The 13,679-nt window shown below is 72.8% G+C and carries 16 protein-coding genes; 8 read left to right on the top strand and 8 right to left on the bottom strand.

Annotated elements, in window-relative coordinates:
• Positions 1-114 precede the first annotated feature (114 nt).
• On the top strand, positions 115-915 hold the full coding sequence (locus ABZ370_RS07975; RefSeq protein ID WP_358618019.1) for a putative protein N(5)-glutamine methyltransferase: 801 nt from the start codon (positions 115-117) through the stop codon (positions 913-915).
• Between the two features lie 39 nt (positions 916-954).
• Here ABZ370_RS07975 and ABZ370_RS07970 read toward each other — a convergent pair whose 3' ends face one another.
• The 7 genes from ABZ370_RS07970 to ABZ370_RS07940 all read right to left on the bottom strand — a co-directional run bounded on the left by ABZ370_RS07970 (position 955) and on the right by ABZ370_RS07940 (position 6,174).
• Positions 955-1,329, bottom strand: coding sequence for a hypothetical protein (locus tag ABZ370_RS07970; protein ID WP_358618017.1), 375 nt, complete (start codon positions 1,327-1,329; stop codon positions 955-957).
• Between the two features lie 43 nt (positions 1,330-1,372).
• Positions 1,373-1,885, bottom strand: coding sequence for a roadblock/LC7 domain-containing protein (locus ABZ370_RS07965; protein ID WP_358618014.1), 513 nt, complete (start codon positions 1,883-1,885; stop codon positions 1,373-1,375).
• A 38-nt stretch (positions 1,886-1,923) separates the two neighbouring features.
• On the bottom strand, positions 1,924-2,691 hold the full coding sequence (locus ABZ370_RS07960; RefSeq protein ID WP_358618357.1) for a transcriptional regulator: 768 nt from the start codon (positions 2,689-2,691) through the stop codon (positions 1,924-1,926).
• An 80-nt stretch (positions 2,692-2,771) separates the two neighbouring features.
• On the bottom strand, positions 2,772-3,188 hold the full coding sequence (locus ABZ370_RS07955) for a hypothetical protein (RefSeq protein ID WP_358618011.1): 417 nt from the start codon (positions 3,186-3,188) through the stop codon (positions 2,772-2,774).
• A 141-nt stretch (positions 3,189-3,329) separates the two neighbouring features.
• Complete coding sequence (locus ABZ370_RS07950; protein ID WP_358618008.1) at positions 3,330-3,674, bottom strand: hypothetical protein; 345 nt, start codon at positions 3,672-3,674, stop codon at positions 3,330-3,332.
• Positions 3,675-3,744: 70 nt separating this feature from the next.
• The gene (locus ABZ370_RS07945; RefSeq protein ID WP_358618007.1) at positions 3,745-5,094 is read right to left on the bottom strand and encodes an MFS transporter; all 1,350 of its coding nucleotides are present in this window, start codon (positions 5,092-5,094) and stop codon (positions 3,745-3,747) included.
• Positions 5,095-5,187: 93 nt separating this feature from the next.
• The gene (locus ABZ370_RS07940; RefSeq protein ID WP_358618004.1) at positions 5,188-6,174 is read right to left on the bottom strand and encodes an alcohol dehydrogenase catalytic domain-containing protein; all 987 of its coding nucleotides are present in this window, start codon (positions 6,172-6,174) and stop codon (positions 5,188-5,190) included.
• A 253-nt stretch (positions 6,175-6,427) separates the two neighbouring features.
• On the opposite strand from ABZ370_RS07940, the gene ABZ370_RS07935 reads away from it, so the two are divergent.
• Complete coding sequence (locus ABZ370_RS07935; protein ID WP_358618001.1) at positions 6,428-7,240, top strand: IclR family transcriptional regulator; 813 nt, start codon at positions 6,428-6,430, stop codon at positions 7,238-7,240.
• A gap of 32 nt (positions 7,241-7,272) precedes the next feature.
• Here ABZ370_RS07935 and ABZ370_RS07930 read toward each other — a convergent pair whose 3' ends face one another.
• The gene (locus ABZ370_RS07930; RefSeq protein WP_358618355.1) at positions 7,273-7,710 is read right to left on the bottom strand and encodes a MarR family transcriptional regulator; all 438 of its coding nucleotides are present in this window, start codon (positions 7,708-7,710) and stop codon (positions 7,273-7,275) included.
• Between the two features lie 224 nt (positions 7,711-7,934).
• On the opposite strand from ABZ370_RS07930, the gene ABZ370_RS07925 reads away from it, so the two are divergent.
• The 6 genes from ABZ370_RS07925 to pcaB are packed head-to-tail and all read left to right on the top strand — an operon-like array spanning position 7,935 to position 13,386.
• The gene (locus tag ABZ370_RS07925; protein ID WP_358617998.1) at positions 7,935-8,771 is read left to right on the top strand and encodes a CoA-transferase; all 837 of its coding nucleotides are present in this window, start codon (positions 7,935-7,937) and stop codon (positions 8,769-8,771) included.
• Positions 8,768-9,553 carry a CoA-transferase gene (locus ABZ370_RS07920; RefSeq protein ID WP_358617996.1) on the top strand — a complete coding sequence of 262 codons (786 nt, stop codon included), beginning with the start codon at positions 8,768-8,770 and terminating at the stop codon, positions 9,551-9,553. Before ABZ370_RS07925 ends, ABZ370_RS07920 begins: the two co-directional genes overlap by 4 nt.
• On the top strand, positions 9,553-10,755 hold the full coding sequence (locus ABZ370_RS07915; protein ID WP_358617993.1) for a thiolase family protein: 1,203 nt from the start codon (positions 9,553-9,555) through the stop codon (positions 10,753-10,755). Before ABZ370_RS07920 ends, ABZ370_RS07915 begins: the two co-directional genes overlap by 1 nt.
• Before the next feature lie 9 nt (positions 10,756-10,764).
• A complete protein-coding gene (gene pcaH, locus ABZ370_RS07910) occupies positions 10,765-11,532 on the top strand; it encodes a protocatechuate 3,4-dioxygenase subunit beta (protein WP_358617990.1) in 768 nt (255 codons plus the stop codon).
• Positions 11,532-12,110: a protocatechuate 3,4-dioxygenase subunit alpha gene (gene pcaG / locus ABZ370_RS07905; protein ID WP_358617988.1), complete on the top strand. Its 579-nt coding sequence runs from the start codon at positions 11,532-11,534 to the stop codon at positions 12,108-12,110. The genes pcaH and pcaG overlap by 1 nt, the downstream gene beginning before the upstream one ends.
• A complete protein-coding gene (gene pcaB, locus ABZ370_RS07900) occupies positions 12,097-13,386 on the top strand; it encodes a 3-carboxy-cis,cis-muconate cycloisomerase (protein ID WP_358617985.1) in 1,290 nt (429 codons plus the stop codon). The genes pcaG and pcaB overlap by 14 nt, the downstream gene beginning before the upstream one ends.
• The last annotated feature ends 293 nt before the right edge of the window (positions 13,387-13,679 follow it).

Below are 13,679 nucleotides of genomic sequence, written 5' to 3'. Positions count from 1 at the left end.
AGGAGGTGAGACCCATCAACGCCAGTTCAGGCTGGGTGCTCTCGCCTCAGGGCTACATGGGATAGCCGACCGCCGGGAGCGCCCTCGGGGATTCCGAAAGGCTTCCAGGCTTCCATGTCGGCTTCACCTTCCTCTTCACTTGTCACCTTTTCCGCCGTCGTCGCCCGGCTTCGCGCCGCCGGGTGCGTGTTCGCCGAGGACGAGGCGCGGCTGATCCTTTCCGCGGCGCAGGACCCGGCCCAGACCGACGCCATGGTCGACCGCCGCGCCGCCGGGCTCCCGCTGGAACACGTGGTGGGGTGGGCGGAGTTCCGGGGGTTGCGGATATCCGTCGACGCCGGGGTGTTCGTGCCGCGGCGGCGCACCGAGTTCCTCGTCGAGCGGGCCGCCGCGCTGGCGCGGCCCGGGGCGGTGGTGGTCGATCTGTGCTGCGGGTCGGGCGCCCTGGGGGCCGCGCTGGTGGCGGCGCTGGGCGGCCGGGCCGAGTGGTACGCGGCGGACATCGACCCGGCCGCGGTGCGCTGCGCCCGCCGCAACGTGGAGCCCGCGGGCGGCACGGTGCGCGAGGGCGATCTGTACGAGCCGCTGCCCGCGGCGCTGCGCGGCCGGGTCGATGTGCTGCTGGCCAACGTGCCGTACGTCCCCACCGAGGAGGTCGGGCTGCTGCCGCCGGAGGCGCGCGTCCATGAGGCGCGGGTGGCGCTGGACGGTGGCGCGGACGGGCTCGACGTGCTGCGCCGGGTGACCGCCGGGGCGCCGGGGTGGCTGGCACCGGGCGGCAGTCTGCTGTTCGAGACGAGCGAACGGCAGGCCTCGCGCGCGCTCGACATCGTCGCCGGTGACGGGCTGGTCCCGCGCGTGGAGGTGTGTGAGGAGCGGGAGGCCACGGTGGTGATCGGGACCGTCAGCGGTTGATCGGTCGGCGGTTGACCGTGCAGCGGTCCGGCTGGGGTCTCAGACTTCCAGTTCGGCTTCGATCTTTTTCAGCTGGTGACGGGCCATCGCGAGGTTCGCGCGCCCGGAGTCCAGTACGAGGTAGAGGAAGAGGCCGTTGCCACCACGGCTCTTGAGCAGCCGGATCAGGTGGTACTGGGTGCTCAGGGTGATGAGGATGTCCTCGATCTCGTCCTTGAGGCCGAGGTGTTCCATGGTGCGCAGCTTGGAGCGGACGACGTCGGTGTTACCGGCGGCCGCCACGTTCAGGTCGAAGCTCGCGCCGCCTCCGACGGTGCCCAGCGCCATTCCGCTGGTGTAGTCGACGAGCGCGGCTCCGGTGGCGCCCTCTATCGACGAGAGCGCGTCCTGCAGTGCTGCTTCGGTGTTCGCCATGACGGTTCCTTTCGGGGTTCTGTGTTGTGCGGGGGGCTTGCGGCTACTTCGCCGGGGGCTCGCCCGTGCCCGGGTACCGGGAGCGGGTGCGGGCCCCGCCCGCGCGGGGGGAGGTGGGCCGTACGGGCAACGGGGGCGCGTCGGGGGTGGCGGGTGGCTGTCGGCGGGGGCGGTCGGGCTGCTGAACGGCGGTCTGCAGCAGTTCGCTGACGCGGCTGCTGGAGCGGCGTCCTTCGAGGTGCAGCCGGCCGACGTTCACCTGCCCCTCGGCCAGCAGGGTCAGCACGGCGGACGGTCCGGCGGCGTAGGTGGCCAGATAGCCGTGGTCGCTGCGGACGAGGAGTTCGCGGAAGCCGCCCTGCCCGGTGGCGTCGGTGAGCCGTAGGGCGATGCCCAGAGCGGCCGCGGTGAGGGCGGCCACCCCCTCCGGCTCCACGCCCCGGCAGTCCTGCGCCAGTACGAGCCCGTCGGCGCTGGCCGCGAGCGCGCCGGTCAGCTGCGGCATGCGCGACCGGAGCCGGTGGAGTTCGTCGAGGATTTCAGCCTCGGCCGACATGAGCTGTCTCCTTTCGGCACGCTGTCTGAGCGCGCGGATCACAGGGCCTCCAGTGCGTTCCTGAGTCGGCGCAGGAGGCTGAGGTCGGGGCCGGTGGACGTGTCCGGAGGCGGGGCGGCCCCGCCGCGGGGCCGTGGGGCGGCCACGCTGCCGGGCCGCGATGGCCGCGGTGGCCGCCGGGCCGGTGCCACGGCACCGGCGGCGGCGAGACGGCGGACGTCGACGAGCGTGTGGAAGGCGGGACGGCCCAGCAGGCGGGCGATGTCGGCCGCGGTGCACACCCCGTCGACGTGGTCGAGGACCGCGCGCTGCCGTCGCGGCAGGCTCGCGCCGGAGGAGCGGCGGGTCCGCACGAGCGGTTCGGTGTCCGCTTCCCGCTCCGGCCAGATCTCGTGCAGCAACTCCCGTCGGCGCGACGTCTCACGCTGCACCGAGCCGACCGGCACCGGGCGCACGGCCCCCATCCAGTGCGCGGCCCCGTACCGGAAGCGCGCCGGGCCACCGTCCGGCGCGAGTACGAAGAACGCCGCGTCGTACAGCGCCCCGAGGTGGCACAGTTCCAGCGCCCCCTCGGGGAAGCGGCCGCTGTCCACCAGAAACCGCCCCACCCGCTGTTCGGGTCCGGCCGCGTCAAGGGCCTGCCGCCACTGCTCGGGTGACAGGGCGCCGCCCGCCGTGAGCAGCAGCTCGAGATCGGGCGTCTCCGGGCTCTCCGCGTGGATGACGTGTCCGTCGGCGAGATGCAGCGTGCCCCGCTCCCGCATGAAGGAGCCGGTGGCCTTCTCGGCGGCGAGCCGGTGCAGCATGGGCGAAGCGCCCGGAGCGCTGTCGTCGGTGATCGCGGGGCGCCGCCGGGGCAGCCCGGGGGACAGTGCCCGCAACGCGCTCACCCCAGCACCAGTTGCCGCGCCATCTCGCCCAGCCGGATGCGGGCCAGGGCGAGATTTCCCTCCGTCCGGCCGAGCCATAGATGCAGGAAGACACTGCTGTCGAAGGTGGTGCGGACGAACTGGAGGACGTGGTAGCTGTCGCGGTTGGTGACGATCAGATCGTTGACGGGAGTGTCACCCCCGGACCCGCCGGAAGCATCTGACCAGTCGGACCCGTCGGCGGGGGCGAAAGACTGGTATTCCGCCGCCATCCGGGCGAGTTCCGCCGTCTCGGCCGCCGTGGCCTCGTGGTCGCCGCTCGGCGACTCCCCGACCGCGCCCAGTGCCAGGCCGCTGGTCCAGTCGACCACGGCGGCACCCCGGGCACCGGGCAGTTTCATGGCCTCCAGCAGACATTCATCGATTCCGGGCACCGTGACATCCCTCCCCGTGTGCGTCGAATGAATATGGAGAACCTAGACTCCATATGTGGGGGAGATGTGAAGACACAGGTAAATTCCTGTGGAACCTGTGACTAATGAGTAGCCGGTGTCAACGTTCTGAAATGCCGTCAATTATTGGCGGATGCGCCGGCCCGACGCACTGGCGCCGATGCGCTGATCCAGCGCGCGGCGGGCGCCGTCGAGGGCGGGGGCGGTGGCCCGCCGGGCGGACGCGGCGTCAGGGTGGCCGAGCGCGTCCGCGATGTCGCCCCAGGTACGGCCCGAGGCGAGCAGCGCCCGCACGGCGGCGCCGAGCGCGTGGTCGGTGGCTCGGCGGGCCTCGCCGATCCGGCTCAGGGTGGCGAGCAGATCGGGTGCGGTGCGGGCGGCGTCGGTGTGGTGGCCGACGAGGGTGAGCGACTGGTCCGCGGTCACCCACCAGTCGGCGGGGGTGGGGTGTTCTGGGGTCACGGTCACCCGGCCATCGTAACCCTGTGGACCGGTGAGTGGGTCAGATGGTCCGCTTGGCGGACCAGGGCAACGCTACCTACGCCTCGATGCGTTCCACTCGGTCGATGAGCAGCGCGTACGCCAGCAGCCCGATGGCGACGACGATGCCGATGTAGCCGAGTGCCCAGGCGAACGAGCCGGTCGCGTCGACGATGAAGCCGATGACGAGCGGGGTGAGCACACCGCCCGCGTTGGCCATGAAGTTGAAGACGCCGCCGCCGGTGCCGGTGAGCCGCCGCGGGACGGAGTCCGCGAACAGCGCCCAGCTGTTCTGCATCAGCCCCTGGGCGAAGAACGCGATCGACATGAAGGTGATCACGAGCGGCGCGGAGTCGGTGAAGTTCGCACAGACGATGATCGAGGCGAGCACGAAGCCGATCATCACCGGAAGCTTGCGGGCGACCGTACGGGACCGGCCGTTGTTCAGCATCCGGTCCGACCAGGCGCCGCCCGTCAACGTGCCGACCAGCGCCGCCAGATAGGGCGCGGAGGCCCAGAACCCGGCCTTGATGATGCCCATTCCCTTCTCCTCCACCAGATAGCTGGGGAACCAGGTGAGAAAGAAGAAGAGGACGGAGGCACTGGCGAACTGCCCGATGTACATGCCCCACAGCCGCTTGTTGGTGAACAGCATCCGCAGATCGGCGCCCAGGGTGGAGAGTTCCGCCTCGGAGGCCTTCTCCGCGGCGTCGGACGGCTCCCGCTCGTCGGGCTGCTGGATGTGGGCCAGTTCCTCGACGCTGACCTTCGGGCTCTGTTCCGGACGGTCGTACACCCGGCGGAACCAGACGACGGAGAAGAGCAGCCCGACCACCCCGGTGACCAGGAACACCGAGCGCCAGCCGAAGTGGACGGTGAGCAGCGACAGTACGGGCGCGGCGACCGCGAGCCCGATGTACTCGCCGGAGGTGTACGTGGCGGTGGCCCGGCCCCGCTCGTTGCCCGGGAACCAGTTGACGACGAGGCGGTTGTTGGACGGGAACGCCGGTGCCTCGAAGGCGCCGAGTGCGACCCGGATGCCGATGAGCGAGCCGAACCCGCGCGAGAGGGTGACCGCGGCGGTCGCGAGCGACCAGCCGATCAGGGCGTACCCGAAGGCCAGCTTGGCACCGGCCTTGTCGATGAGCCGACCGGTGGGGATCTGCAGCAGCAGATAGGCCCAGCCGAAGGAGGAGAGCAGGATGCCCTGCTGGGTGGCGGTGAGGTGGAGGTCGTCCTTGATGTGCGGGAGGGCGACCGAAAGGTTCGTGCGGTCCAGGTAGTTGATCGCGGTGATGACGAAGAGGGAGGCCAGCAGCCCGTAGCGGGCGCGGCTGACGGCCGGGCGGGCGGAGTCGGGGACGACGGGCGGGGGCGCGGCGGGAGCGGGCGTGCCGGTGGTGCTCATGGTGAGACTCCTTCGTCTCCGGATGCGGTGGGGAGAGGCGCGGGGAGGGGGACGGAGCGGGGGAAGGGGACGGAGCGGGGGAAGGGGCGCGGCTCAGTCGGCGGGGGTGAGCGAGATCCAGGTCTTGCCCGCGCGTTCACGGGCCCCGGCGAAGGCCTCCTGCGCGCGCTCCAGCGGGAAGCTCGCCTCGATCGAGGCGCCGGGCCGCACCGCGCCCGAGGCGATGTCGGCCAGCGCGGCGGTGAAGTCGCCGGGGTGGTCGTAGATGAGCGAGCCGCGGAGGGTGAGCTGCGCGCGGACGACCTCGTTAAGGGTGAGCGGCAACGGGTCGGCGCCCAGCCCGACCAGGACGAACGTGGCGCCCGGCACGGTACGTCCCAGCGCGGCGCGCAGCGCGGCCTGGGCGCCGGACGACTCGAAGACGTACCCGAACCCGCCCTCGCTCTCGTCCGCCGCCCGGGCGCCCAGCTCCACGGCGTGCGCCAGGCGCGCCGGATGGGGTTCGACGACGGCCGGGCGTACACCGATGGCCAGCAGCGCCTGGCAGAGCAGCAGCCCCTGGGCGCCCGCGCCGACGACGAGGGTCTTGTCGTCGGCGGTGACGCCCCCGCGGCGTACTGCGGTACGGGCCACCGTGTACGGCTCGGCGCAGGCCAGGTCGGTGGCGCGGGCGGACGCCGGGACCGGGTGGACGAAGGGGGCGGGGACGGCGACGCGTTCGGCGAGGAGGCCGGGGGCGTTCATGCCGACGATGGTGCGCTTGGCGCAGGCGGAGGTCAGTCCGCGGGCGCAGTCGGGGCACTGGAGGCAGGCGTAGTTGGGCTCGATGACGACGCGCGTCCCGGGGGCGGGGGCCTCGGCGGCCCGGGCGCCGACGGCGACGATCCGGCCGAAGCCTTCGTGGCCGACCACCCAGGGGAGGGTGGGGGGCTGCCGCGCGCCGTCGAAGACGGCCAGGTCGGAACCGCAGATCCCCATGCCGTCGAGCTGGACGAGGACATCGTGGGGGCCGCACTGGGGTTCCGGCCAGTCATCGGCGATCTGGAGGCGGCGGGGTGCGGTGAGAACGGCTGCTTTCACCGTGACTCCTGACATTGGTCCGCTGAATGGACCCGGAGGTCCGAGTGACGGCGACGATAGGACGTATGCTGAGCATCGACAAGAGGTTGCGGTCGAGTATCCGCGATGTGACGTGGCCCCCGGCCCCCGGGTACCGCTCTGACGTGCCCGAACGCCCTTGCCACCCCCGAAGCCACTGGTCCGCGCAGCGGACCCGGGCCCATACTGGGGCCGTCGGCGGACCAGTCGGCGGACCGGTGCGAGGAGTGGCGGCATGGGCAAGGGCGGGGCGTCGGACGTGGAGCCCGGCGGCGACGGCGGCAGCGGAGACAGCGGCGGGGGCGGCGGGATGAGGACGGTCCAACGGGCCATCGACATCCTCGGCCTCTTCAGCGAGCACCGCCCCGCCCTGTCCATCCGCGAGATCGTCGAGGCCAGCGGGCTGCCGAAGACGACCGTCCTGCGCATCCTGCAGACCCTGCGCCTCAACGGGCTGCTCTGGCTCGACGAACACGGCCGCTACACCGCCGGGCCCACCTTCCTGCGCTGGGTCCGCATGGCGGACCAGGGCTGGCGCCTGCCCGCCCCGGCCCGGCGGGCCCTGCGCGAGCTGGCCGCCGAGCACCGGGAGACGGTGCATCTGTACGTACGGCGCGATGTGCACCGCGTCTGCGTCGCCCAGGAGGAGGGGCCCCAGGCCCTGCGCCACATCGTGCAGGTCGGGGACGAGCTGCCGCTGTGGGCGGGCGGGCCCTCCAAGGTGCTGCTCCTCGGCGCCGACGATCCCCTCCTGGACCGGATCGCCCACCGCTCCCCGAACGGCCCGGCGCACGCCGATACGCTGCGCCGCTGGGCGGCGGAGACGGCCCGGCAGGGGTACGCGGTGAGCCACGGCGAGCACGAGGAGGGCCTGTCCTCGGTGGCCGTCCCCGTCCGCGGCCGGGGCGGCGAGGTGGTCGCGGCCCTGTCCTTCGGCGGCCCGTCGGCCCGCTTCACACCGGAGCGGCTGCCGAGGTTCGTGGCCTCGCTGGCGGGCGCGGCCCGTACGGTGGCGGGCGGTCTGGGCGCGCTTCCGACGGAGGGGTGACCGGGGGTTTCACCCCGTAAGACTCGACGAGGCTACGACCGCAGCTCCTCCGCCGCGTCCGCCACCCGCCCGATGAGCCGCAGCAGCAGCTCCCGCTCGCCCTCGTCCAGCGGCGCCAGGAACACCCGGTTCATCCGCGCCGTCCGCGTCACCAGCTTCCGGTGCAGCCGCACGCCCTCGTCGGTCAGCTTCAGGACGTTGCGGCGCCCGTCGCGCGGGTCGCGGACCCGCTCCAGAAGTCCGCGGCGGCCGAGCCGGGCGACCACGTCGGCGATCGTGGAACGGTCCAGGTGGACGTGTTCGCTCAGGGTCCGCTGGTCGATGTCCGGCTTCTCGGTCAGCGCGTTGAGGACCGCGAACTGCGGCGATGTGGTCTCCTCGGAGACCATCGCGCCCCACAGCAGCGAATGCGCCTGCTGAAGGCGGCGGGCCAGATGCCCGGGATGAGTATTGAGATCGACCGCACCCATGCCTGACACCGCACCCATGCCTGACCTCCCGGTCCCCGCCTTTGGTTCGTGTACTGAACAATTCTGCCCTGTGGAAGCACCAGTGTCGAGCGGCCTGGATTCGACTTAGACTCCCTTGACGAGCGCCCCGAGCGATGGGAGCGTTCGGAAACGGCAAGAAAATAGTCAGCACACTGAGCATTCCGGGACGGTCTGCGGAGGTGTGCGATCACCGCGGAGTGACGATGGCCGACATCCGAAGCCTGCACGACGCCGTGGCGGACCTCATCCACGACGGGGACACCGTCGCGATGGAGGGTTTCACCCACCTGATCCCGTACGCCGCCGCGCACGAGGTCATCCGCCAGGGCATCACCGACCTCACCCTCGTCCGTATGACCCCCGACGTCGTCTACGACCAGCTCATCGGCGCCGGGCTGGTCCGCAAGCTGGTCTTCTCCTGGGGCGGAAACCCGGGCGTCGGCTCGCTGCACCGCTTCCGCGACGCCGTCGAGAACGGCTGGCCCCGGCCCCTGGAGGTGGACGAGCACAGCCACGCGGGCATGGCCAACCGCTATGTGGCGGGCGCGTCCAAGCTGCCGTTCGCGGTGCTGCGCGGCTACCGCGGCAGCGACATCCCGACCCGTACGGACACCATCTCCACCGTCACCTGCCCCTTCACCGGTGAGGAGCTGGCCGCCGTCGCCGCGCTCAACCCGGACGTCACCGTGATCCACGCCCAGCAGGCCGACCGCGCGGGCAACGTCCAGCTGTGGGGGCTGACCGGCGTGCAGAAGGAGGCCGCGCTCGCCGCGACGCGGGTACTGGTGACGGTCGAGGAGATCGTCGAGGAGCTGGAGCCGCGGCCCGGCGGGATCGTCCTGCCGACCTGGGTGATCGACGCGGTGTCGGTCGTCCCCGGCGGGGCGCACCCCTCGTACGCCAGCGGGTACTCGGTGCGCGACAACGGCTTCTACCAGGCATGGGACCCGATCGCCCGGGACCGCGAGGCGTTCACGCGGTGGATCGAGGAGAACGTGCGCAGGCGTACCGACCGTACCGAAAAGGCTGCCGTCCGATGACCGAAAGCACCGAGACCGAGACCCCCGCCTTCACCCGCGACGAGCTGATGGAGGTCAACGCCGCCCGCGCCCTCGCGGGCGCCAAGACCTGCTTCGTCGGCATCGGCCTGCCCAGCACCGCCGCCAACCTGGCCCGCGCCACCGTCAACCCCGGCCTGGTCCTCATCTACGAGTCCGGCACCATCGGTTCCAAGCCGACCCGGCTCCCGCTGTCCATCGGCGACGGCGAACTCGCGGAGACCGCCGACTCGGTGGTCCCGGTGCCCGAGATGTTCAACTACTGGCTCCAGGGCGGCCGGATCGACGTCGGCTTCCTGGGCGCCGCGCAGGTCGACCGTTACGCCAACATCAACACCACCATCGTGGACCGAGGCCCGGACAAGCCCGAGGGCCGTCTTCCCGGCGCGGGCGGCGCCCCCGAGATCGCCTCCAACTGCGGGCAGGTGCTGATGGTGCTGCGCCACTCCACCCGCAACTTCGTGCGGAAGCTCGACTTCGTGACCACCATGGGCCACGGCGGCGGCCCCGGCGACCGCACCAAGCTGGGCATGCCCGGCGCGGGCCCGGTCGCCGTCATCACCGACCTCGGCATCCTGCGCCCCGACCCGGCCACCGCCGAACTGGTCCTGACCGAGCTGCACCCGGACGTCACCGTCGAGCAGGTGCGGGCCGCCACCGGCTGGGAGCTGACCGTCGCCGACACCGTGGGCACCACCGAGCCGCCGACCCCCGACGAACTGGCGGCGCTGCGCGCGCTCAAGGCCGCCGGGAAGGATGCCTGATGAACGCGTTGCCCGCCTTGCGTGACGTCTACATCGTCGACGCCGTCCGCACACCCATCGGCAAATACGGCGGCGCGCTCGCCGGGGTGCGCCCCGACGACCTCGCCGCCCATGTCCTGCGTGGCCTGGTGGCCCGTACGCCCGCCCTCGACCCGGCCCGTATCGACGACGTCTACCTCGGCAACGCGAACGGCGCGGGCGAGGACAACCGCGACGTGGCCCGCATGGCCGTCCTGCTCGCCGGGCTGCCGGTCACCGTGCCCGGCGCGACCGTCAACCGGCTGTGCGCCTCCGGTCTGGAGGCCGTGCTCCAGGCCGCCCGCGCCATCGCCACCGGCGACGCCCATATCGCGCTCGCGGGCGGCGTGGAGTCGATGTCGCGCGCCCCCTGGGTGCTGCAAAAGCCCGAACGCGCCTTCCCCGCCGGGCATCAGCAGCTGTACTCGACCACCCTCGGCTGGCGCATGACCAACCCCGACATGCCGCCCGAGTGGACCGTCGGCCTCGGCGAGGGCGCCGAGCTGATCGCCGACAAGCACGGCATCACCCGCGAAGCGCAGGACGCGTTCGCGCTGGCCAGCCACGAGAAGGCGGCGCGGGCGTGGAAGGACGGCGCGTACGAGGCCGAGGTGCTGCCGTACCCCGACACCGACCTCGTCCGCGACGAGACCATCCGCGACACCACCTCGATGGAGTCGCTGGCCAAGCTGAAGCCCGCCTTCCGGCCCAAGGACACGGGCACCGTCACCGCGGGCAACTCCTCCCCGCTCAACGACGGCGCCGCCGCGCTGCTGCTCGTGGACGAAGAGGGGCTGAAGGCCACCGGCCGCGAACCCCTGGCCCGCATCGGCGCCTCCGCCGTCACCGGCATCGAGCCGCAGTACTTCGGCCTCGGCCCCGTCGAGGCCGTACAGCGCGCCCTGGCCAAGGCGGGCCGTGGCTTCGCCGATCTGACCACCCTGGAGCTGAACGAGGCATTCGCCGCCCAGGCGCTCGGCTGCCTCGCCGAATGGCCCGGCCTCGACCCCGCCCTGGTCAACCCGCGCGGCGGCGCCATCGCCATCGGCCACCCCCTCGGCGCCTCCGGCGCCCGCCTCGCCGGAGCCGTCGCCCACCAACTCGCCGCGGCGGGCTCGGGCACGGGCGTGGCGTCCCTGTGCATCGGCGTCGGGCAGGGCCTCGCCCTCGTCCTCGAAAGGTAAGGCGCACCCATGGCACTCACCCAGGCCGACATCGACCGCGAACTCGCCGACAGCCGCGCCGCGTACGACAAGGCGCGCGCCGACGGCGCCCCCGCCGCCGACCACCCCGCGCGCGACTTCCGGCCGTACCGCAGCAGCGTGCTGCGCCACCCGCAGCAGCCGCTGGTCGCGGTGGAGGGCGACCCCGAGACCGTCGAACTGCACACGCCCGTCTTCGGCCACACCGACGTCACCGACATCGACAGCGACCTCACCATCCAGCACCGGGGCGAGCCGCTCGGCGAGCGCATCACCGTCTCCGGCCGCCTGCTGGACAGCCACGGACGGCCGGTGCGCGGTCAGCTCATCGAGCTGTGGCAGGCCAACGCGGCCGGGCGCTACGCCCACCTCCGCGACCAGCACCCGGCGCCGCTGGACCCCAACTTCACCGGCGTCGGACGCACCCTGACCGGCGACGACGGCTCGTACAGCTTCACCACCATCAAGCCCGGCGCCTATCCGTGGCGCAACCACGAGAACGCGTGGCGCCCCGCGCACCTCCACTTCTCCCTCTTCGGTACGGCGTTCACCCAGCGCCTCATCACCCAGATGTACTTCCCCGGCGATCCGCTCTTCGTCTACGACCCGATCCTGCAGTCCGTGACGGACGACTCGGCGCGGCAGCGGCTGGTGGCGGCCTACGACCACGCGCTGTCCCGGCCGGAGTGGTCGCTCGGCTACCGCTGGGACATCGTGCTGGACGGGCCGTCGGCCACCTGGATCGAGGAAGGCCGCTGATGACCCAGCTCTCCCCCACCCCCTCCCACACCGTCGGCCCCTTCTACGGCTACGCGCTCCCCTTCCCCGGCGGCGGCGACCTCGCCCCCGCGGGCCACCCCGACACCATCACCGTGCACGGCCGGGTCCACGACGGCGCGGGCGCGCCCGTCCCGGACGCCCTCATCGAGCTGTGGCAGGCGGGCCCGGACGGCTCGCCGTCCGGCGCGCCGGGATCGATGCGCCGCGACCCGGTGACCGGCGGCTTCGCCGGACGCAACGGTGTCGACTTCACCGGCTTCGGCCGCATCGCCACCGACGCCGACGGCCACTGGACGGCCCGTACCCTGCGCCCGGGAAGCCCCGCCGCGCCCTACATCAGCGTGTGCGTCCACGCCCGCGGGCTGCTGCACCACCTCTACACGCGCCTGTACTTCCCCGAGAACGCGCAGCTCAATGCCGCCGACCCGCTCCTCGCCGCGCTGGATTCGGCACGCCGGGAGACCCTGGTGGCGACGGCGGACCCCCAGCCGGGGACGTACCGCTTCGACATCCGCCTGCAGGGTGAGGGAGAGACGGTTTTCCTTGAGTTCAGGTAGTGACGACGTGGGGCTGCTCGCTCCCGTATGGGTTGAATCAGCGGTCGAGTCCGCCACCGGCGATACGGCCTACCTCCAGGCCATGCTCGACGCGGAGGCCGCCCTCGCCCGGGCGCTGGCCCCGGCCGACGCGGCCGCCGCGGTGACGGGCGCGGCCCGCGCCGGGCTGTACGACGTCCGCGACCTCGCCCGGCGGGCCCGCTCCGGCGGCAACCCCGTCATCCCGCTGGTCGCCGACCTCACCGCGGCGGTGGCCCGTACGGACCGCGACGCCGCGGCGTACGTCCACCGGGGCGCGACCAGCCAGGACATCGTGGACACCGCCACCATGCTGGTCGCGGCCCGCGCCCTGCCGCTGATCGTCGCCGACCTCGACCGCACGGCGGCGGAGCTGGCACGACTCGCCGCCGCCCACCGCGCCACCCCCATGCCGGGCCGCACCCTCACCCAGCACGCCGTCCCCACCACTTTCGGCCTCAAGGCGGCGGGCTGGCGTTCGCTGGTTCTCGACGCCCGCGACCGGCTCGCGGCGCTACGGCCGGTGGCCCAACTAGGCGGTGCGGCGGGCACGTTGGCCGCCTTCGACGACGGAATCCCGCTGCTGGCGCGCTTCGCGGCGGAAACCGGCCTCGCCGAACCCGACCTGCCGTGGCACACCCTCCGCACCCCCATCGCCGACCTGGCCTCCGCGCTGGCCTTCGGTGTCGGCGCGCTCGGCAAAATGGCGGCCGACGTACTGACCCTCTCCCGTACGGAGATCGGCGAGGTGGCGGAGGGCACGGGCGGCGGCTCGTCCGCGATGCCGCACAAGTCCAACCCGGTACGCGCCACCCTCATCGCCTCCGCCGCCCGCCAGGCCCCCGGGCTCGCCGCCACCCTGCTCGGCGCGCTCGCCGCCGAGGACGAACGCCCCGGCGGGGCGTGGCACGCGGAGTGGCAGCCCCTGCGCGACCTGCTGCGGCTGGCGGGCGGCGCGGCCCGCGACGCGGCGGAACTCGCTTCCGGCCTGCGGGTCTTCCCCGACCGCATGGCCGCGAACCTGGAGCTGACGGACGGCCTGATCGTCAGCGAACGCCTCATCGCGGCCCTCACCCCAACGCTGGGCCGCGCCCAGGCGAAAGACCTGCTGACGCAGGCGGCAAGGGAGGGCAAGCCCCTGACCGAGGCCCTCCACAACACCCTCCCCCCAGACCGCCTGCGCGAGCTGCTGGACCCCACCACCTACGTGGGCGAGGCCCCAGCCCTGGTAGACCGCGCCCTACGCCGCCATGCGTAACACCACCGGCGGCAAGTCCCCCACCCCGCCCCTTCCCGAACCCGGGGCAAGCCCCGGACCCCACCGGGGGCGCACCCCCAGGCCCCACGCGGGGGCTCCGCCCCCGAACCCCCGCCGGGGCTCCGCCCCAAACCCCGCTCCTCAAACGCCGGAGAGGCTGGAGCGTTGTGGGCAATCGTTCCGCGGGGCGGAACGGGTGGGCACAACCCACCCACCGGCCCGCACCCGGCAGCGAAGCCCCAGGGCCCACCGACCGTGCCCCGGCCTGCACCCGGTGGCGAAACGCCGGGGTC

The sequence above is a fragment of the Streptomyces sp. NPDC005962 genome, assembly GCF_040629205.1.
GTDB lineage: Bacteria > Actinomycetota > Actinomycetes > Streptomycetales > Streptomycetaceae > Streptomyces.
This window is presented reverse-complemented; position numbering and strand designations above follow the sequence as displayed.

Excerpts from the sequence above, each read along its gene's own strand:
- ABZ370_RS07975 (WP_358618019.1), top strand. The coding sequence starts at position 115 with ATGTCGGCTTCACCTTCCTCTTCACTTGTCACCTTTTCCGCCGTCGTC.
- ABZ370_RS07970 (WP_358618017.1), bottom strand. The coding sequence starts at position 1,329 with ATGGCGAACACCGAAGCAGCACTGCAGGACGCGCTCTCGTCGATAGAG.
- ABZ370_RS07965 (WP_358618014.1), bottom strand. The coding sequence starts at position 1,885 with ATGTCGGCCGAGGCTGAAATCCTCGACGAACTCCACCGGCTCCGGTCG.
- ABZ370_RS07960 (WP_358618357.1), bottom strand. The coding sequence starts at position 2,691 with ATGCTGCACCGGCTCGCCGCCGAGAAGGCCACCGGCTCCTTCATGCGG.
- ABZ370_RS07945 (WP_358618007.1), bottom strand. The coding sequence starts at position 5,094 with ATGAGCACCACCGGCACGCCCGCTCCCGCCGCGCCCCCGCCCGTCGTC.
- ABZ370_RS07935 (WP_358618001.1), top strand. The coding sequence starts at position 6,428 with ATGGGCAAGGGCGGGGCGTCGGACGTGGAGCCCGGCGGCGACGGCGGC.
- ABZ370_RS07930 (WP_358618355.1), bottom strand. The coding sequence starts at position 7,710 with ATGGGTGCGGTCGATCTCAATACTCATCCCGGGCATCTGGCCCGCCGC.
- ABZ370_RS07925 (WP_358617998.1), top strand. The coding sequence starts at position 7,935 with ATGGCCGACATCCGAAGCCTGCACGACGCCGTGGCGGACCTCATCCAC.
- ABZ370_RS07920 (WP_358617996.1), top strand. The coding sequence starts at position 8,768 with ATGACCGAAAGCACCGAGACCGAGACCCCCGCCTTCACCCGCGACGAG.
- ABZ370_RS07915 (WP_358617993.1), top strand. The coding sequence starts at position 9,553 with ATGAACGCGTTGCCCGCCTTGCGTGACGTCTACATCGTCGACGCCGTC.
- pcaH (WP_358617990.1), top strand. The coding sequence starts at position 10,765 with ATGGCACTCACCCAGGCCGACATCGACCGCGAACTCGCCGACAGCCGC.
- pcaG (WP_358617988.1), top strand. The coding sequence starts at position 11,532 with ATGACCCAGCTCTCCCCCACCCCCTCCCACACCGTCGGCCCCTTCTAC.